Raw genomic sequence first — 20,135 nt, forward strand, 5'->3', positions numbered from 1 at the left:
GTGATAAGTAAATAAAAATCGCACCCTAACTTGCTCATTTTCATCACATTTTGATCTTAATGATTCCATATGGATTAATTATATTAGTATGTAAATAATTAATATTAGATAAATCATTATGAAAAAGCTCATTTTGTTTATTTGCCTGCTTGCATTCTTTGCATCCTGTAATACAGGAGATAAAAAAGCAGATGTTAATAATCAGTCGGATAGTACGGTTTCGGGGAAGCCCGCAGCTGACCTTCCATATACTGCGACATACACGAGTAACTGGTCTGATAATGTATCTGATGAGGATCTCCGCAAGGTTTTAATGACTTATAAAGACTGGTCTTCGGGTAATATGGAGGGACTGGGAAATGCAATGGCAGATTCGGTTGAGTATGATATGAATACCGGGAAAAAATATAAAGTAACCAGATCTGAGTTGTTGAATATGTGGAAGACTTCCCGCGACAGTTTAAGTTCAGTAGCTATAGAAATGAATTCATGGAACAAGATGTATTCGCCGGATAAGAAAGATGCATACATTGTAACATGGTACAAAGAAACGGATACCTATAAAAATGGTAAAGTTGATTCTGCCTATTATCATGATATTAATCAGCTTAAAGACGGCAAAATTATCTGGTACAGTCAGTATAAAAGACCTGCAAGACCTTAATGTCTTGTCTTTGAATCTTCACAATCTTTTTTACAAGACAAGAAATCTTCTAAGTCACTGGCTTAGAAGATTTTTATTTTAAGATTCTATATTTTAACATCCAGGAGGACAGGGATTGATTCTGTAAGCAAGCAGTGCAGATGTCCGGATATTTATTGAATCGAAATCACGCATGTCATAACCTACATATCCTGATTTGATATTAGATTTTTCAGGAGTTAAATACCAGTCTTTTAAAGGCTCATTGGTAAGGATATCGTGTAAAGGCCGTTTATTTTCATCCTCAGAGAATACGCCAAAATCTATATTTTCTAACTTTTTGATTTTTGAATTCGGAGCATCCATTTTTTTCTTAATGCATTGCCGGTTATCTCTTGTAAAGCCAATAAAATTTAACTTTACCCTGCCATTATCTTCGGTAAAATCAAATTTTATTTTTGCTCCTTTACGCTCTACATATTTTTCCAGCGTTCTTTTGTCAATTTTAAGGTAAGAATGATCCTTTGGTTGAAGGAACTTAAATCGTGGGGCAGAAAACCTTTTAGCTGCTAAAGCTATGAAACCGATGAGAGTAAGGGCTGCGGCTGCTGCCATCAAAATGATTTCTGCATCCTTCAAATTTTCCTTTTTCATACTGGTAAATTTTAGAACTAATATAATCATTTCAAAAAGTAATCTTTATTCCTTCCTTAAAATCTACCCGTCAGATATCAGCTTTTTGAAAGTATTAAATCAAAAAATATGCTTGTATTGATGTTTTAATTCAAACAAACTCAAAACCTGTAAGTTAATCTTTAACTCACTTACCTAAAAAAATTACTTATGAAAGCATTAGTTTATTATGGCCCATTGGATGTAAGGGTAGTTGAAATGCCCGATGCGGAGATAGAAGAGCCAACAGATGTATTGGTTAAAATAACGACAACCAATATTTGCGGCTCTGATCTGCACATGTATGAGGGAAGAACAGATATGGAAACGGGAAGAATACTTGGCCATGAGAATTTGGGAAAAGTAGTAGAGGTCGGAAAAGCTGTGACTCAGATAAAAGTAGGCGATATGGTTTGCCTGCCTTTCAATATCGGGTGTGGCCACTGTCAGAATTGTGAAAGCGGCCTTACGGGATTTTGCCTGACCATGAATCCGGGAACAGCCGGTGCTGCGTATGGATTTGCCGGAATGGGACCGTACAGCGGCGGACAGGCAGAATACCTACGGGTGCCTCATGGCGATTTCAATTGTTTGAAATTACCTGAAGATGCTGTTGAAAAAGAAAATGATTATGTTATGCTGTCGGATATTTTTCCTACAGGATATCACGCCACTGAACTGGCAGATGTAAAACCCGGAGACTCGGTGGTGATCTATGGTGCGGGGCCTGTAGGACTTATGGCGGCGCATTCTGCAAATATTAAAGGTGCCAGCAAGATTATGGTTGTTGATAATCATGCAGACCGGCTTAAACTTGCCGAAAAACTGGGGGCAATTGCTATCGATTTTTCAAAAGGTTCTGCGGTTGAACAGGTGCTTGAGCTTACCAATGGTTTGGGTGCCGATAAAGGTTGTGAATGCGTAGGTTATCAATGCTGTGATAAGCATGGAAAAGAACACTCCAATATAACCATGAATGAATTGGTTCAGGCGGTTAAAGCAACAGGCTCTATTGGAGTAGTTGGAGTTTTTGTACCTAAAGATCCTAAATCAAAAGAAGAGCTTCAGAAAAAAGGACATATGGATTTTGATTTCGGGCAATTCTGGATGAAAGGACAGCGCATTGCAACCGGACAGGCCAATGTGAAATCTTACAACCGGCAGCTTTGTACGCTCATTTCAGCAGGAAAAGCTTCACCATCTGCCATTATTTCCCATGAGCTTTCTCTTGATGAAGCTCCCGAAGCTTACAAACACTTTGATGCCCGCGATAAAGGATGGACCAAGGTGATTTTAAAACCGGAAATGAAAAAGTCTAAAAAAGCTACTTCAAAATAATCCGGCGGCGGGTTTATAAATCGCTGATCAATGAATGCTATTTCGCCTGCTCTATTGGGCAGGTGAAATAGTCTTTAAATTTTAAAATGAAGAATAATGATGGATCAGGCCTCTAAATTTCACAATATGCATGCTAATTATTACGACAATAAATGCTGAAGAAATGGTGAGTATTAAATGTTCTTTAACAGATAAATTGTTTATTTGCAGATATTGAGTCTTTAGAAAATTATATAATTGTAAGCCTGATGTATAAATTGTTTTTTAAAAGACTCATTGATTTTATTTGTTCAATTCTGATTTTTATTCTGATTTCCCCTATTTTTATAATAGCTATACTTGTTTTAAGCATTTATTACAGAGGGAATCCGTTTTTCACTCAAAACCGTCCGGGACTTAATGGTAAAATTTTTCGGCTTTTAAAATTTAAGTCGATGGTTAATAAGTACGATGCAGACGGAGAGTTACTGCCCGATGCAGACAGAATTACTTCTGCCGGAAAATTTATCCGAAAAACTTCCATTGATGAAATTCCCCAGCTTCTGAATGTTCTGATTGGCGATATGTCATTTATTGGTCCCCGGCCTTTACTGGAAAATTACTTATACTATTATACAGAACGGGAACATACAAGGCATCATGTGCGGCCGGGAATAAGCGGCCTTGCTCAGGTTTCGGGTAGAAACAATATTGAATTACCTCAAAGACTGGAACTGGATGTGCAGTATGTAGAAACTCTATCCTTTATAAATGACTGCAAAATTGCTCTTAAAACCATTCATAATGTTGTAAGCGGAAAGGATATTACGGTAGTTACTTCTTTAAAAACGCTTAAAGATTACAGGAATAAAAATCCTCATTATATACCCTCGTAATGAAGCAAATACTTCATTAAATTTTATAAAGGGGAGATTAATAAACAGACAACTTTGAATGCTATCAACCAGCAATAGAAGCAATTACACTTTCAGGTTCTGAATTGAGATTCAGGGATGAAATAAGCGTATCGTATTTGGAAAATGACACGTTGTGTTTATAATTGTTAAATCTGGAAATATCAAAATTACCCTGTAACCAGGATATATATATAGAAGGAGTATCAATTCCTGCTTCATGAGAAAATGGATATCCTCCTCCAAATCTTGGATTCATCTCTAAAAAATAAATCTTATTGTTCAGCAAGAAAAAATCGCAATCCATCGTTCCTATATGTCCGGTTGCTGAACCAATTATCTTTGCCGCATCGGCAAAAGCCTCATCAATTACAGACATGGCTTTATCTGTTTCCCCGGAGCGAATGGCTAGTTTTTTTCGGGCGAAGGAGCTGTAGTATTTGCCGTTAAAGTCATTTAAAATATCCATGCCATATTCATCCGCCTCTATTTTTTCCTGAATCAGAATGCATTGCTCTTCATCCTCAGCGCATGAATGTTTTAAAATTGATTTTTTTAATTTAATTTTTAATAACTGATAAGCCAGTAGGAACTCATTTTCATTTTCAACGATTTCGATGCCGATGGAAGCGCTACCCCAGCGAGGTTTTAATATCAGAGGGTAGCTTAAATCATGCATATTAATCGAATCAAGCGTATCCGCAACTGTTAAAAAAGTTTTAGGGGTAAGAATTCCCAGGTTGCTGAAAAATTTATAAGTCTTCCATTTATCAAAGGAGATATCGATAAATTTTTCATCCGAGACAAGCACTTTAACGCCCGATTTTTCCAGTTTCATTTTATTCCGGGCCATAATGGGAAGCTCCAGATCATTCAGACAGATAATGGCATGTATGTTATGTTTTTCTATAATAGATTGTAAAGATTCAATATATTGAGGATCGTAAATTGCCGGCACCTGGATACTTATATCAGCTTCTGCAAGGGCCGATGCAGATAATTGACTGTCAACAGCTACAATATTTCCTTTACCGCGTAATGCTTTTTTAAAATACTTTATAAGGTAATTTCTTCTCCCCACACAGGTAAATAAAATGTTCATAGTTATTATTTATAAGTAATTCATTGATAATTAGCTCCGAACAATCTCATTATTTTAAATACGAGACTAATTATAAAATAGATTTATTGATTTTTTAAGCGTTTTTAATTATGAATTTACGGATGAGCTGTATTCCTTCTCAGGCAAATAATTATTAACCGTTAATCTTCGTTTACCCGAAGATAGTTGAGGAATTTCACTTACATACTCTATGTTTATAATTGCATCATCCCCAAAATACTCTCTGTAAATGCGGATAAGCTCATCGCCTTCTTTAAAATCCGGATCAGCATTTAATTTTAAAACATATGATTTTTCGGATTCCTGAATTAATTGAAACTGCCTGATTTGCAGGAAGGATTCCATGTGAAATACAATAAAAGGAGATTGAGCGTTTCCTTTGGTATCGTATAATAAATCCATTTTTCTGCCCTCTACTTTAGCAAAAGCAGGGGCTTTATTAAAGTATTTATTGTCATTGGTCATGATGGCCAGGTCGCCGGTATCATAGCGGATAATGGGCATGCAGTAATTGAACAAATCAGTAATAACCACCCTCCCTAAAGTTCCGTATTCAACCGGCTGATCATATTCCGGATGCAAAATTTCAATATGATAGCTTGCCCAGTTGATATGAAAATGATCTCCCTGGCCGGGAAGCTGCATAGAAAGTATTCCGTTTTCTAAATTGGAATACCTTGAAACTACGGGCGCATTAAAATATTTCTCTAATGAATGTTTGGTATAATCACTTAATGCTTCAGACATGCCGATAATACACGAAATGTCTGTTTCAACCGGCCCGGAATTTATTTTATCCAGATATTTGCAAATATCTCTCAATGCCGATGAATAGCCCAGCAATACTTTTGTAGATCGGTCTCTTTTTAAAGTTTTAATAAAATCAGCAAGATATTCGTCAGAAAACTTGCTGACATCAACCATGTTTATATTTCTTAGCCAGGTAATCAAGGGGCTTTTGGTATGCATTTTAAACCACTTCCTGATATAATATAATTTGTAACCAAGCTCAAAACCAGCCAGCTTTTTAAAGTAGATGGTGTCTGCGGTATTCCTGTTTCTCTTATTTGTGTCCTGAAGCGTGGTAGATATAATTCCGGAAGAACCGCTGGTTTGAACAGTATGATTTCTTTTATTCTTAAATTTTTTTGATTGCAGATCAGTGAAACGGTCACGGATAATAATTTTGTTGATTACCGGAAAGTCACTTAAAGATTTGAAGTGTTTAAACTCTGCGTAAAAAGGGCTCGTCCCGGTTGCGTGAATAAGTAAATTAGACAAGTTCAAATCTCTTTTACGAATTGATTCGGGAGAATCATAATTTTCCAGGATAAACCTGATCTCCTCATAGTTTTTATTGACAGGGCCTCCTTTTAAAAAATCGGAGATCCAAAATGAAGCTTTTCTGAGTTTTTCTATTTCCCGAATCATTCCTTATTATTTACTGTTGGCGATAAGTTCTTTATATAAAGGATGTTTTACATAACCGCCGTAAGCAATCTCGCCCATCAAAATGTAAGGCGTATGATTGCCTTCAATAACTAATGGTCCTTTATCGGTAATGGCAATATCCCATCCTGCAAGCCGGTTAGGAATGTATGTAGAAAGATCCAGGCATAATTTCAAAGCTTCATTGAAAAATGGAATCTCAAAATCTTTAAATACAAAGCCGGAATCGGGATGTTTAAAATAACGCCCTCCGCCAAACTTCATAGCCTGAGTTCCTTTATCAGTCAGGCATCCGGTAACTGAATTTACAGGCACAAAAAAACCGCCTGAAGAAACATTGTCTACAGATTTTCCGCCTGTCCCAAAGCGCATCGCCGTTCCCAGAATGTGCGTTTTTCCCGAATCATCAATGTAGGTGTCAATCCGAATGGTGTTCACACTTTTGGGATATATTTTACTGATTTCAGGATGCTGATCAATACCTTCCTGATGTATATAGGAGTGCTGGAGTATATCATCCGCTACTTTATCCAGCTCCGTTTCAAAATGCGGATATTCTAAAGAAATAATGCCTTTACCTCCGTAACCGCCCAGAGGTTTTAAGAAAATTTTTTTGCGCTTACCTGTTTCGAAAATCTCTTTGAAATAATTCAGCAAATCTTGTTTATCAGCTATCCGGAGGATTTTGCCATTGCAGAAAAAGTTATTTTTAAAATTATAACTCAACACATACGGACTTGGAATTTTATGTTTATCGCAGAAAAGAGCAAAGGATAATTTGTTGGTTAAAAGCGGAAGGTATTCCTGATTATTAAGTTTTTTAGATCGGATAATGGAGGTATATTCCTTCATATTCAAAAAATCACGGCAATTACCCGAGTCTTTTCGATATAAAAACCTCCCGAAATAATGAACCGGAAAACTTCTTTTTACAGCCCATAAATTCACAACATCCTTAATCATAACAAGAATCCCTTTTTTATAAGGATCCTTAATAAAAACATGAATCCGCCGTAAATTTTCTTTCATATTTATTTTTATATCAAACAGCGATTTATAGTTAAGGTTTTATAGTAGCAAATGAATATTTTAATTTTTATAAAAATAAGGTTTGGAATCGCAATCAAAATAATTTCATTTAGATTCTCCTTATTTCAGGATGGTCATATCATATGAAAAAATGATTTATCCCTCGATTTTTTTGAATCCTAAGAATTTACGTAAATAACAATCCTTCAGATTGATATCAAAACCAGGAACTATTAATAAATAGCATCAGGCTTAAAGAATAAGCTCTTAGCCGCAGGAGGATATTAATAACCTGAGCATTAGGAGGCTCAATTTTTTAGAAAACGACAGGCATAAACTGAAAATGAAATCTGAATCTGATTTTTTTCTGATTACTAAAGAGGATGTCTTGCCTCTACGAATCAATAAGCAAAGTTTTTTGAACTTCTTCTTAATACTCCAAAAAAAGCCCGGAATAATTTTCTGCTCTCTAATTAAGATTTAGATTCCAATAATTCAATTTTCCGGTCATCAACAAATAACCGGCACGAGATATAGAAATAACCACCCAGGTTGGCTTTAATTAACAATTTATTGCCTTGCATATCAATTACATGGCCCAATAGCTTTGTGCCCACAAATCCGTATGTTTCATCCTGTAAAACATTGTTCACAAAAAGGCGCTCCCCATTAAACCATGTGTTTTCAATTTTTATTTCCGAGTTTTCGAATGTTCCAATCCAGATTTTTTTCATGAATATAAGATTGATTTTGAAATATTTTGTTACAAAATAATCCAGGTTTGAAAGTACTTTATTCTTCCGGGCCTGACCCGGTATCTTTAATTATCAAGAGATTTCTTCGCTTGTCATTTGTCATACCGGGTTTGACCCGGCATCCCAAATTAGCATGATATTGCTTCACTTGTCCTCTGTCATACCGGGCTTGACCCGGGATCTCAACAATGCTGAATGCACTCGAATGCTGAGTAAAATTGAATGGCATCTTTAAAGACCCCCGTCTGGATAATTAACTCTAGCGCAGGGATTCATCATGAATTCAAACCGGCCATTTCAAACGCACCTGCTGAAAAGAGTTCCTGTTCAATCCCCTCAATAATTCCAACCGATCATCCTCATCTATATTTTCCACAAAACGCCATCAAGATTGCCGCTGTATACGCGTCCGATCGGGATGTGTTGGTTCAGCACAAACACCACACTGCTGGTATGGGCTTTTACCTTATTTAAAGAAACTATGAACGACCGGTGGACTCGCAGAAACTGGTCGCCGGGGAGTTTTTCCTGCATTTCAGAAATGGAAAGATAGGTTCGATAGATTTCATTCTTCGTATAAACGATCACGTAGTTTCGTTGAGCTTCCAGATAATGGATCTCATCCAGGAAAACCTTCACCACTTTCCGCTCGCAGCGGATGGAAATAAAACCTCCCTCAACCCTGGCTGTATCTTCAGGAGGATTCCCGGCAGGCTGTGGTGTCTGCTGTGCATTCTGAATAAAGGATATTTGTTTTTTTTCTTTTTGCCAATAATAAAATAGCTTGAAAACGAACGGACAGGTTACTACAAACTGAAGTTTGATGACATTATTCAAATAGGGTGGAATGCTGAACAGCGGTTCCTCTCCCCAATGAGGTAAAAAATATTTGAGGATAATAAAGTTATCGATCAGCCTTAATACAAAGGCGAAGAAGATAATCAGGATGAGGTAAAGGGTTAAAAACAGGATCGGTCTGAGCTTGAGTAGAAATTTATCAACAAGCCAGTCAGTAACCAGGTAAACAAAAAAGATCCGGGGCAAAAGGCTTAAGAGTTCGTTGAAAAAAACGGTACTGTATTGCTCTGCCTGCCATCCCTGAATGAATACGAAGAGCAACACATATATAAGCCAATACGCCAGGTATACAACCGGTTTGATTTTTCCGCTGTCAGTAAATAAATTATTGGGTGTCATTCAATTTATAATAGCACATTCCAGGTGTCGAATTTATTAAAATTATTAAGGCTTTTTACTTTCAACTCTTTGAGACCGGGTAATCGTGTTGTTTGTCATGTTAAACCAGTTGTTTGTACCGGAAATTTTTACCTCCTGCAAATACCCTATACATTCGGCAAATCAATACGATCAAGCATGAAAAAAACTCAACTCCTCCTGGTTCTTTCAATAATATTCTGTTACAATAGTCTTTCGGCTAAACAGGTCATGGTATATCCTTCAAATTGGTGGGTTGGCATGAAAATGAAAAATATACAGTTATTGTTAAGAAGTACAGGGGAGGATATCGCGGGTAAGAAAGTAAACATATCCTATCCCGGTATAAAGATCATTAAAACTCATTCGTTCGATAATGGAAGATATCTGGCCCTTGATATTTCAATTTCTGAAACGGCAAAGCCGGGCCTTGTTTCCATAGCGTTGCAGGGCGGCGGGGGAACGCAGACAATTTCATGGGAGCTGCGAAAGCAGCGGCCGGGAAAAGGAACCCAATACGCACAGGGTGTCACTTCTGCCGACTTTATTGACTTGCTGATCACCGACCGTTTTAGTAACGGAGATCCATCCAATGATCGCGTAGCCGGTATGAGAGATCAGTCGTTAAACCGCGATTCCATGTATTTACGGCACGGCGGAGACTTTCAGGGAATATCCAATCATCTGGATTATTTCAAGGATCTAGGTGTTACCGCCTTGTGGCTATTGCCTGTGATGGAAAATGACAGGCCTGCTAGAACCGAACATGGGTATGCAATTTCAGATCATTACAGGATTGACGCACGATTCGGAGGCGCAGAAAAATATAAAGAGCTGAGTGATGTACTGCACAAAAACGGAATGAAACTGATCATGGACGCGGTCTACAATCATATCGGTTTAGAACATTTCTTAGAGCTGGATCCGCCGGCGAACGACTGGATGCACCGCTGGACGGTATTCACCCAGACCACTTATAAAGAACAAACCCTTTTTGACCCCTACGCTGCACCTTCCGACCGCAAGCGGATGAGTGATGGCTGGTTTGATGAGGGAATGCCGGATATTAATCAGAAAAATCCCTATATGGCCAATTTTCTGATTCAGAACATGATCTGGTATATCCAGGAATTTGGTATTGACGGCATACGCATTGACACGTACACTTACAGCGACCTTGATTTTGCCAACCGTTGTAACCAGGCCATCATGGATGAATATCCTGATATCACCCTGTTTGGCGAAACCAGGGTGTTTGGCTCCGCTAACCAGGCATATTTCAACGCAAATGTGATGGATGTTCCCTATAAGAGTAATCTGCAGGGATCCGTTGACTTCCAGAACCTGTATTATGGGATCATTCCGGCATTAACACAACCCTTTGGCTGGACGGAAGGTGTTAACAAGCTGTATAATACCCTTAGTAATGATTTTCTCAATAAAGATCCCTGGCGGAACGTCCTTCTACTGGATAACCATGATGAACCGAGATTTTTTTCTGTGGTGGGAGAGAATGTAGAGAAGCAAAAAATGGGCATGCAGTGGTTACTTACCTGCCGCGGTATTCCGCAGCTTTACTATGGTTCTGAAGTGTTGCTAAAGGGTTTTACCAATCCCGACGGCCTGGTACGTTCAGACTTTCCGGGCGGATGGCCGGGCGATAAGAAAAACGCTTTTACCGGGGAGGGCTTAACAGCAGATGAATTTTCTGTGCAGATGCTTGTAAAAAAGCTGGGAACCTTTCGCAAAGGTTCTTCGGCTTTGAAAACAGGAGAAATGATGCACTATGTACCATCTGAGGGACTGTATGTGTATTTTAGATACGATAATGATCAAACCATAATGTGCATAATGAATACGGATAAGAAAGAACGGACGATTAATTTTAAAAATTTTCCGGAGCGAACTGCAGGCTTCAGTAAAGCCAGGAACGTGATTTCGGATCAGCTTCTAAATACCGCCGATAACGCAAGCATATTGCCCATGCAAATGTGGGTTCTTGAACTAAGCAGGTAGGGATTTTACCGTTCCCTCTTGAAAGTAAGCAATCTGACCGGATGGTCAAAAGTGATTTAATGAAGCATAGCAAATCCATCTGGCTTCATAGCGGCTCAGATTCTTCAGAAAATGAATATGCTACGGAGATTTTTCCGAAAGGCACATTCAGCTATTCACCCGAAAGGGATTTAGCGGAACTGCGATAAAATACGGATAAACGAAAAATTTAAGGAGGGAAAGAAAACGCATCATACAGAGTTAAGCAGCCAGATCCGCACCTCATCTTCCAAATTGAAGGAATCTGTTCTCAGTGAATCCAAAAACCGCATGAAACAGGATACACTAAAAAAACAGAATTACAGCCTGAAGATGATGGCCGCTTACGGGATTGTATGGCCGGGCTTTATCGTGAGGAGGTATTGGAGGTGAGTTGTTTCAGCTCAGATGTGGTAGAGATCTGGTCATAAAGAGAAATGTAACGATCAAGGAGTAACTGATCATCATAATCTTTAATAATCTGAGTCGGTGCCTGCTGTCTTATTTTTTGTCGGCGACTCACATCCGCATTAGCCTGAATAATGCTTTTACGAAATTGAACGTCACTTGCAGGACTAACCCACCCGAAATTATTTTCTTCTATATAAGTTGCCAGACCAACTTTTGAGCTGACCAATACGGGAGTGCCTACTGAAAGGCTTTCGATCACCACATTTCCAAAACTTTCATCATGAGAGGGGAGGATCATCAGATCATGATCAGCCAGAAGCTGAAATTTTTGCTGATGATCCTGTAAACCAATCCAACTGATCCGATCAGTTATTTTAAGCTGAAAGGCAAGTTCCTGAAGGTAAGTAATGTAGTCTGATCGCCCGGTACCCGCTATGGTTAATTGCCAGGAAAAGGGGAGATCATGTAATGCCTTGAAAAGAATATCAAGTCCTTTTTTTTCTTCAATACGGGATAGGAATATGAGTTGAAAAATAGCAGGTTCCTGGTTAGAAGTTTCGACTTGCCGCAGAGTAAAATCAAGCTTTACAAAGTTCGGGATAACATGTATACTTTTTGGGCTGACTATGTTAAGTATATCCTGTTTTTCTTTCTCAGTGCTTACATGAAAATGGCATTGCTTTAATAATGATTTTCCAATGATTCGATGAAAAAGACTCTTTACAAAACTTTTTCGGTTGCCGAATGAATAATTACTCAGAGTGCCGCGGGGAGAAAGTATTACTGGTTTAGATAATAGTACTGCAAGCACGCAGGATCCAACGGACACCAGGTTCCACCAGGCATGAACATGAACAATATTATCTGATGATTTTCCTTTACCTCTTGATTTTTCTCTAAGAACTTTCCAAAGGTTGAGGAGCAAGCCGGGCGAAAAATGCGAATGATCTTTGGTTAAGCGCTTGAAATAAGTAACAGGAACCCCATCCACAATTATTTTTAATCCCGGTTTTACATCCAGTTCTGTTTGTCCGTTAGCAGTGGTTGTGAGAACCTCCACATCAGTTCCTTCTCTAATCAGCTCTTCGCATAATTTAGAAACCGACATGGTAGGACCGCCATAAATGTAAGCAGGTTTGTAGGAAGCATTGATGTGAAAGATTTTCAATTAAATTTCTTTAATGATTTTGTAATACCTTAATGCATAGAAAATAACAATCATTGTAATGAAGCTCCAAAGGACTGAGTTACTCAGGAATTCAAAACTGTTTCCACGCCACATAATCTCAAAAAGTCCCGAGAAAATAAATGCTGTTCCGATAATATAACCTCCGAAAAGTTTCTCAGCTTTCATGGAAATTAATTGCATCACTGATCCATAGATAAATAAAGTAATTACAATACCGATATTTCCACCGGAGAGATAAGCATCTACAATAATCGGGGGCTTTGCAGAAACATTAGAACCCCTGTTTACCACCCCTGCATTATATACCCGCTCCATTACCATTTCCTCGGGAATAGGCTTTCCGGGCCAGAAAAATCTGGGTATGATAACTACAGCGGCTTGCTTGATTATCTCAAAACCATAATAATCAACTTTTGAAGGAGTACTACCGACATAAATCGAAAACATATTAATCTCGCTTAAGCGATTGGTTAAAAAGGCCCAGTTCGACTCATCTGCCTCTTCCTCTGACTGATTGAAAACTGCATCCAGTGCAATTTCTGATGCATTCTCTGCAGTCTCTTCTCCTGCCCAGGCGTTTGCCCTGAACACCCGTGAGTAAGTAGGCAATAAAATGAATAAAACAAAGATTAGTGGGAGAAAACTGATCAGCACCAGCTTTTTATAAAATGGATATAAGAATATTCCCAAAACCAGGAAGCTGATGATAATGGGTTCCTTAAATCCTGATAACAGAGCCTGTGACACATTTGTAAAGAAGAGAACAGCGGACAAAATAGTATTAGCGGGCTTTTGGAGTGGGATTGCAAAAGCAAATGCTAAGGTGCCGGCCATAAAACTCAAAGCCTGGAATTGAAAGTAAAACTGACTGAGGCCGGGCACCAGTAAAAATAAAGCGGATACCGGCAGGAGTACAAGAGCTGATATTAATAGAAAGCTGGCAGAATCTTTTATATTGAGATAATATTTAGGTTTTTGGCTGTAATCCATATGCACCAGTATACCCGCAACAAAGGTTGCATGTGCCAGAGAGTAATACCTCTGACATTGGGCTACTAAATTTAACTGCTCCTGATCAATTAGATAATTATAATTTGGTGCTTCAAAATATACATATCCTAAAACACTCAGAAAATAAAAAATAGAAGTGCAGGACATATACCCGGCAAAGATGATATGCGGCAGAAAAAGCGGCCGCATTAATTGCTCGCTGAATTTCAGATCGGCCGGGATTGGTTTTATTAAACCTTTAATCGTGATTGTAAAAATGAAAAACGATCCCAGCCAGGCCGTAAAATAAGATAGGATCGCATTGTCAGTAAGTAGTAAGCTGATCAGCCAGGGGATGTACAGTAACAGGTAACGTTCTGGTCTTATACTACTGTTCATAGAGATTTTTCAGGAATGCAAAAGATGTTTCCACTTTCTATACTAACCGGGTTTGTTATAAGTAAACAACCTATATCTGTAATTTGATATACGGTATAATTTAAGCGATTTAAAAAATCAAAACATTCATGAATGCGTTGATTATTTTTAACCCAGTAATTTTCATCATATTCGAAAATGATTCTGGGTCTAAATTTGCTGATGCAGCGAGTTAATCCCTGCATTACTTGTAACTCAAAACCTTCTACATCAATTTTAATTAGTTGGAGTGAATCCAATTCAATAATTTCCGGGAGCAAATCTCCGGTTTTTATTATAACTTTTTGAGACGTAGCTCCTGATTTTAAGTTACCCAAACTGAAAGTCCCCTGATTCCAGGCAGTTTCATCAATTAAATAAGATATTTCGGAATCATAATCAGAAAGCGCATAAGGGAATAATTGGACGTTTTCTAAGCCATTCAATGCAATATTTTTATTAAATTTTTCCTGTAAATAATTTAATGGTTCGTATGCCAGAACCCGGCCATTTTTACCGCAATACCTTCCCATTCGTAAGCTTTGCAAACCAATGTTGGCGCCAATATCCAAAGCAGTATCTCCTTCTTTAAGTGAGATAGCTATGAGTTTTTCGATTTCCGCCTCATAAGTTCCTGTACTTAAAATAGTTGCTTCAATATAATTGTTTGCCGAACTGAATATAGCTAAAGGCTCGTCACTTAGCCAGATAATGCTATTTTGAAAAGAAACCTGCAGGCTTTGTGATGGTTTAAATAATCTCCCCAGCCTTTCCTGACCTGGAAATTTCCAATTGCGAGTTAATCTTAACTTAATTTTATCTAGCCGGTTCATTTTTCAAAGTTTGTTCAATTACAGATGCAATACGATAGAAGTTCCAGTCACTTATTATTTCTGAAGATCGAAGTCCATATTCATGAAGCAGCGATTTGCTAGTGATCAAATGTTCTAATTTTTCTTGTAAATCTTTTAAATTTCCCGATTTAAATATGTAGCCATTTTCTCCGGGTTTTACAAGATCTATAGCAGAGCCTACCTTGTCTGATGCCACTATCGCTTTCCCGCAAGCCATAGCTTCATTTATTGCCAGTCCCCAGGATTCACTTTGGGACGGTAAGCAGAAAATGTCACAGGACTGGTAAAGTACCGGCATGTAAGATTGATTTTGGAAGTTTAGGAAGTGTATATTATCTGATTGTCCTTCTAATTTTAGGGCTTCTTCCAGATCTCCGTTACCTGCTATAATTAAATGACAGGATTGATTATAATTTAAATTTTTAAAAGCAGAAAGTAATAAAAATGGATTCTTATTGCTTTCCAGCTTTCCGGCAAATAAAATGACAATTGAACTTTCCGGGATAGAAAGTCCTGCTCGTAATTTCAGCCCCTCTTGATTATATTTTTTAGAAAATCTTTCATTATCAATTGCGTGAGGAGCAAATATTAATTGATTGGTTTTTAACCCGTAAGCTTTAAAATAGAATTTATTGTTTTGACCAACGTAAAATGCTTTGTCAACATGTATATATATCCATTTGAGAAAGATTTTTTTTAAAGTTGATTTAAATAATCCTTTTATTCCAATATTTTCATTTAAAAGTGTTGAATCCCCTCTAAACCAAACAGGAATTTTGCCTTTAAAATGGCGCATCACCCGTAAATGACTTTGGTAGGCCCATCCAAATATTAGTATAGAATCGGGATTAAACTCATTCAGCCGTAATATAATTTCTGGATTTATTATGCCTGAATAATGTTTTGAGCCGGGTTTCTTACTTGTGTTTATTAAAAATTCATACCAATATCCTTCCAATAATGGAATATCCCATTCAATTATTTTTCCAAATCCAGGGTCATTAGTTTTTTGAAAGGATTCTCCCCAGGTATAGAATACCTTCAGTTGAACATTTTTGTTTTCTGCCAGTAGACGAAAAATGGGGGCATAATATTGAATTGGGTGAGTTGTTACAATTGCCAGTCTTTTCATCATTTGCTCCTTATAGACATGAATGGCTTTTTAAAGTAAGTGAGAAATTCTTGATATCAATTTATAATTGATTATAGCTGTTCATGAATTTTATTAACGGGAACTTTGATAAGATGTTAAAGTCTTATTAAATAATTCACACTGTTTCATGGTCATACTTTCAGCTGAGAATTCACTAAATTTAGACCAATCGGTAAGATTAATTTGCTTCTTAAGTAAAGTGGTGTTGTGAAGAAACGAAAAAATCTCCTCTGTCGCTTTTTTCTCATCTGTTAAGTCTGAGACTATCCCCGCATTACAATCCTGAATTATTTTTGAAGAACTACTCAAAGAATTAAATATTCCGATTAATGGTTTTTTTGCTAAAATGTACGGATATATTTTCGACGCGGTGTATTGCGGATCATTGGATCCGGGTACAATTAAGGCATCGGCTTCTAAAAGGGTTCTGATACTTCTATAAAAAGAAATACGGTCAGTTTGTTCTTCAACATATGTAGAAATACCAAGCTCATTAGCAAGGGGGTATATGGTCCTCTTTCCTTCGCCTTTAGGAGCATAACTGGTACCGATAAAGTGAAAACGAATTCTCTGAAACTGATCAGGAAAATCACCTAACCCTTTTTTAAACGCGTTGAATAATAATTTTATGGCATCGTGCATATCATAACCCCCGCGTCCAATATATACAAGATGAATAAAATCCTTGTTTTTATTAAAGGCTGGCTTTAAATCAGCTTTATGTATTATAGTGATTTCAAAATCTTTATTATAAGCGCCAAATGGGATAACTGAAGTGGGTATGCTTGTTATGTTTTTATACCTCTGTGTTAATTTTTTAATATATGATTCAGAAACACTGATTATCCCATTAACGTTTCTCATTGCAATAGGCTCTAAATACTTGTTAAGCCTATACGAAAACCAATATTTTTTTGGTCGCTCATTTTTGGGCTTATCCTGATAATATTCAGAATGCCAGGGATCCTGCATGTCAATCACATAGGGAATACCAAATCGTTTTTTCCAGTAAGCGCCTAATATGCAAAGCGGGAATTGTGTAGTCGAAAAATAGATCAGGTCGAATTTTTTGCTTTTTAGAAGGTTGTTAACTTTTTGCTTGTAATGCCACAATGATCTCAGAGCCAGACTTCCTAATCCGAATTTCCCGGTCCACCTTTTAGAAAAAGCATCCACATAATGAATAATTGTTTCCGGAGGGATACTCTCTAAAAATAACTCATCTTTGACCATTTCAGAATGGCGGAAATATACGGTAACGACTTCTGCTTCCCAACCAAATTCTTTAAAATAGGGGAGGCTCATGCGAATCCGCTGCATATCTGCGGCGTTAGAAGGGGGAAAGTAAGGGGAAATGATGAGTACCCGTTTCAGTTCCATAAATTTGCCAGCTCTTTAAACAGTATTTTTTTTTCCTGATCGAAATTTAGTTTACTCTGGCCAAGATCAAAATTTTTCAGCCGTTTTTCATTGAGATTAACAGGATTGTTTAGTATACTTAGAACTTGCTTTGCAGACTCCTCTGCCTGATTAAGGTCTATACTAATGCCTGAATCAGGAAAGATTCGATGGAATTCAACCTGTGCTTTAGTTTTACTAAGAATTAGAAAATTTCCGGAAAGAATGTATGTATAGATCTTATTGGTTAAACAGATATTCCTGTTTATGGAATATGGGATTTCAAGGGCTAATCCAAAATGATGCGTGGCCGCCAGTCTAAAAATGTCTTTTTCTGGCAAGGTTTCTACAAAGTTTAAGGATTCGGGATTTAAACTAGAATTGAGCCATTTTTTCTGGAGTTGAGTTTTAAAATGATTATCGCAATTACCTAGTAGTGTAAGCTGAATATATTCTATTCCCAACAATTTTATAATGCTAATAAATTCTTCCAAACCTCTTTTTGGTCCAATAGTTTGGGAAAACCAGAAAAATTTAATAGGATTATGGCTTAATTCAACAAAAGGGGTTTGGTTTTTAGAAGGAAACATATTTTCTACAGAAACAACTTTTACATCTGGAACAAGTTTTCGATATTCTTCAGCAATCAAAGGGCTGGCTGCGCTGATATAGCTCGCCAGTTTAAGTAACCGGTTTTCAAGCAAGGAAACTGCTTTAATCATTTCCTGAGGAATATCTTCTCCCCGGTGAAAATCTTCCGCATCATAAGCAAATAAAGCCTTATTGATTTTTGCTGCCCGGGCAGCAATGGCGAGGGAATCCGGATAATGGGCAATATACAAATCAGCCTTACAGTCGATGGCTTTCTTTAATTGCCAGGCGTAAAAGCGATTAATCAGAATAGGAGTTAATTGGGCGGAATATAAATCGAATTTCAGTAAAAAACTGGAAATTTTTTTAATCAGGCCGGTGGAATATTTTAAGATTTTTGCTTTTAAATCAGATCCTGCCCAATCTAAAAAATCATATGTCCATTCAGGATGTTCCATTAAAATAGCCTCATCCGAATCAATTAGATAATTAACATGCCGTGTATATATCAGGTGAACCTTATAGCCAGCTTCGCTCAATGCTTCGGCTTCTTTAACAACACGCGGGTTACTTGCTATAGTGCCTGGGGTAATGATGCAGATTTTGCGATTCAAATAACTGGGATTTAACTAAAAATATTAGTAAGTTTTAAAATGGTTGTTTTGTATTAATGGATGATCAGATTTTTTATATAACCTGATCGGTTGATTTCAAGTCTGTATTAACCCTATCCAAAACAACTTCAACCAGTTTTTTCCTGTAAGCCTTCCATGGATAAGCGGCGGCAGTTTCCATTGCCCGGATGCCAATTTGCCGGGTTGCTTGAGGATGCTCAAAACACCACTTCATCTGCTCCGCAAAGGCCTCGACATTACCGGCCTCCACTAAAAAGCCATTTTTATTATGTTCTATCACGTCAGGACCACCTGAATTATAAGTAGTAATTACCGGTACTCCTTTAGACATTGCCTCAGAGATCACCATCCCGAAACCATCCGCAAGAGTAGGAAAAACAAAAACATCAGCCAGATTATAAAGTTCCATCATATCCTGGTGAGGGATATTATGTATAAACTGAACGGAAGAAGGAAGACCTTGCCTGATACTTTCAGGCAATTGATTTTTGCCGACTATAATTAGTTCTGCTTTGGAAGGGTCAAAATTGCAGGCTATCCATGCTTTGTATAAAAGGTGAATACCTTTCCGCAAGCACTGATTCCCTGAGAATAAAAAAGTAGTTTTCATCCCTCCTCGTTCTGTTTTAGGAGATTTAACTTCGGGAAATCCATACGGAATGACCAATATCTTTTTTCTGAAAATTCCTGCCTGCTCCAGCGTAATGGATGTAAATTGAGAATTACAAAGGATGTAATTGCATTCTTTTAATTCCCTGTCCTTTCTGATTTCTGATTTAACTGCCTGATTATCCAGCATTAACTTGGTGGAAATACAATTAAGTTCGGGATATAAGGCTAATTGTTCTTTAATAATTTTTAATAAAAACTGATGATGCTGGCTGCTTTGTTCATGAAAGCTGGTAATTCCCATTTTTTTAGCTTTAAGCAGAGTCCATAAAGCCGCATGTTCATAGGTATGAACCCACTGTATATCTGATCGCAAAGTGCTTGCTACCCATCTGTCGAAATTGTATTCGCTTTTTTCCCAAATTCTATTTTCAATCCAGGGATGAAGAGTCCGGGCTGAGAAAACCCTTAGCATTTCGAAGAATGGATGTCCTTTTAAATGTTGATATGCAATTTCCTCAATATTTCTCCTTTTGAATTCTTTTTCAAACTGCGGAAAAAAGCGTATCAGACTTCGGGTAAAAGGATATTCAGGATGTTGAAAATAAGTAGTTCTAAATTTTTTTAATAAACCGTGTTCCTGGTAAGCCAGGACACTCTCTTTAATATATGGAGCGATATTCGGATGTGAAACAATACACTTCATTTACAGAGCTTCAGTTATTTTCTATACTAAA

18 protein-coding genes are annotated in these 20,135 nt (G+C 37.5%); 5 read left to right on the plus strand and 13 right to left on the minus strand.

Annotation, left to right across the window (positions count from 1 at the left end):
- Positions 1 to 118 precede the first annotated feature (118 nt).
- The gene (locus tag G521_RS0113480) at positions 119 to 664 is read left to right on the plus strand and encodes a nuclear transport factor 2-like protein (protein ID WP_026898992.1); all 546 of its coding nucleotides are present in this window, start codon (positions 119 to 121) and stop codon (positions 662 to 664) included.
- Positions 665 to 757: 93 nt separating this feature from the next.
- Here the strand turns inward: G521_RS0113480 and G521_RS0113485 are convergent, their stop codons facing one another.
- Entirely contained in the window at positions 758 to 1,297 is a 540-nt protein-coding gene (locus G521_RS0113485) for a hypothetical protein (RefSeq protein WP_155975809.1), read from the minus strand.
- Between the two features lie 189 nt (positions 1,298 to 1,486).
- On the opposite strand from G521_RS0113485, the gene G521_RS17285 reads away from it, so the two are divergent.
- Both G521_RS17285 and G521_RS0113495 read left to right on the plus strand, forming a co-directional pair.
- Entirely contained in the window at positions 1,487 to 2,653 is a 1,167-nt protein-coding gene (locus G521_RS17285; RefSeq protein WP_051189758.1) for a glutathione-independent formaldehyde dehydrogenase, read from the plus strand.
- A gap of 248 nt (positions 2,654 to 2,901) precedes the next feature.
- On the plus strand, positions 2,902 to 3,528 hold the full coding sequence (locus G521_RS0113495) for a sugar transferase (protein ID WP_036679402.1): 627 nt from the start codon (positions 2,902 to 2,904) through the stop codon (positions 3,526 to 3,528).
- Positions 3,529 to 3,592: 64 nt separating this feature from the next.
- Here the strand turns inward: G521_RS0113495 and G521_RS17290 are convergent, their stop codons facing one another.
- From G521_RS17290 to G521_RS17885, 5 genes are all read right to left on the minus strand, one after another.
- Positions 3,593 to 4,648 carry an ATP-grasp domain-containing protein gene (locus G521_RS17290; RefSeq protein ID WP_051189759.1) on the minus strand — a complete coding sequence of 352 codons (1,056 nt, stop codon included), beginning with the start codon at positions 4,646 to 4,648 and terminating at the stop codon, positions 3,593 to 3,595.
- Between the two features lie 108 nt (positions 4,649 to 4,756).
- A complete protein-coding gene (locus G521_RS17295; RefSeq protein WP_051189760.1) occupies positions 4,757 to 6,100 on the minus strand; it encodes a phenylacetate--CoA ligase family protein in 1,344 nt (447 codons plus the stop codon).
- A 6-nt stretch (positions 6,101 to 6,106) separates the two neighbouring features.
- A complete protein-coding gene (locus G521_RS0113510; RefSeq protein ID WP_036679403.1) occupies positions 6,107 to 7,147 on the minus strand; it encodes a sugar-transfer associated ATP-grasp domain-containing protein in 1,041 nt (346 codons plus the stop codon).
- Positions 7,148 to 7,620: 473 nt separating this feature from the next.
- Entirely contained in the window at positions 7,621 to 7,881 is a 261-nt protein-coding gene (locus G521_RS0113515) for a hypothetical protein (protein WP_026898996.1), read from the minus strand.
- A 384-nt stretch (positions 7,882 to 8,265) separates the two neighbouring features.
- Positions 8,266 to 9,099 carry a LytR/AlgR family response regulator transcription factor gene (locus G521_RS17885; RefSeq protein ID WP_051189761.1) on the minus strand — a complete coding sequence of 278 codons (834 nt, stop codon included), beginning with the start codon at positions 9,097 to 9,099 and terminating at the stop codon, positions 8,266 to 8,268.
- 177 nt (positions 9,100 to 9,276) lie between these two features.
- On the opposite strand from G521_RS17885, the gene G521_RS0113530 reads away from it, so the two are divergent.
- Positions 9,277 to 11,133: an alpha-amylase family glycosyl hydrolase gene (locus G521_RS0113530; RefSeq protein WP_026898998.1), complete on the plus strand. Its 1,857-nt coding sequence runs from the start codon at positions 9,277 to 9,279 to the stop codon at positions 11,131 to 11,133.
- A 59-nt stretch (positions 11,134 to 11,192) separates the two neighbouring features.
- Entirely contained in the window at positions 11,193 to 11,321 is a 129-nt protein-coding gene (locus tag G521_RS18440) for a hypothetical protein (protein ID WP_262496288.1), read from the plus strand.
- A gap of 197 nt (positions 11,322 to 11,518) precedes the next feature.
- Here the strand turns inward: G521_RS18440 and G521_RS0113540 are convergent, their stop codons facing one another.
- From G521_RS0113540 to G521_RS0113570, 7 genes are all read right to left on the minus strand, one after another.
- Complete coding sequence (locus tag G521_RS0113540) at positions 11,519 to 12,730, minus strand: XrtY-associated glycosyltransferase XYAG1 (RefSeq protein WP_026898999.1); 1,212 nt, start codon at positions 12,728 to 12,730, stop codon at positions 11,519 to 11,521.
- A complete protein-coding gene (locus G521_RS0113545) occupies positions 12,731 to 14,140 on the minus strand; it encodes an exosortase Y-associated Wzy-like protein (RefSeq protein ID WP_026899000.1) in 1,410 nt (469 codons plus the stop codon).
- The gene (locus G521_RS0113550) at positions 14,137 to 14,991 is read right to left on the minus strand and encodes an FkbM family methyltransferase (RefSeq protein WP_026899001.1); all 855 of its coding nucleotides are present in this window, start codon (positions 14,989 to 14,991) and stop codon (positions 14,137 to 14,139) included. Before G521_RS0113550 ends, G521_RS0113545 begins: the two co-directional genes overlap by 4 nt.
- A complete protein-coding gene (locus G521_RS0113555; protein ID WP_245580873.1) occupies positions 14,975 to 16,147 on the minus strand; it encodes a glycosyltransferase family 4 protein in 1,173 nt (390 codons plus the stop codon). The genes G521_RS0113550 and G521_RS0113555 overlap by 17 nt, the downstream gene beginning before the upstream one ends.
- 90 nt (positions 16,148 to 16,237) lie before the next feature.
- Positions 16,238 to 17,545 carry a glycosyltransferase gene (locus G521_RS0113560; RefSeq protein WP_026899003.1) on the minus strand — a complete coding sequence of 436 codons (1,308 nt, stop codon included), beginning with the start codon at positions 17,543 to 17,545 and terminating at the stop codon, positions 16,238 to 16,240.
- Positions 17,536 to 18,768, minus strand: a complete 1,233-nt coding sequence (locus G521_RS0113565) for a glycosyltransferase family protein (RefSeq protein WP_026899004.1) — start codon at positions 18,766 to 18,768, stop codon at positions 17,536 to 17,538. The genes G521_RS0113560 and G521_RS0113565 overlap by 10 nt, the downstream gene beginning before the upstream one ends.
- Positions 18,769 to 18,841: 73 nt before the next feature.
- Positions 18,842 to 20,104, minus strand: a complete 1,263-nt coding sequence (locus tag G521_RS0113570) for a glycosyltransferase family 4 protein (protein ID WP_026899005.1) — start codon at positions 20,102 to 20,104, stop codon at positions 18,842 to 18,844.
- Positions 20,105 to 20,135 lie beyond the last annotated feature (31 nt).

Origin of the sequence: Daejeonella oryzae DSM 19973 (genome assembly GCF_000422945.1) — a bacterium.
Classification (GTDB): domain Bacteria; phylum Bacteroidota; class Bacteroidia; order Sphingobacteriales; family Sphingobacteriaceae; genus Daejeonella; species Daejeonella oryzae.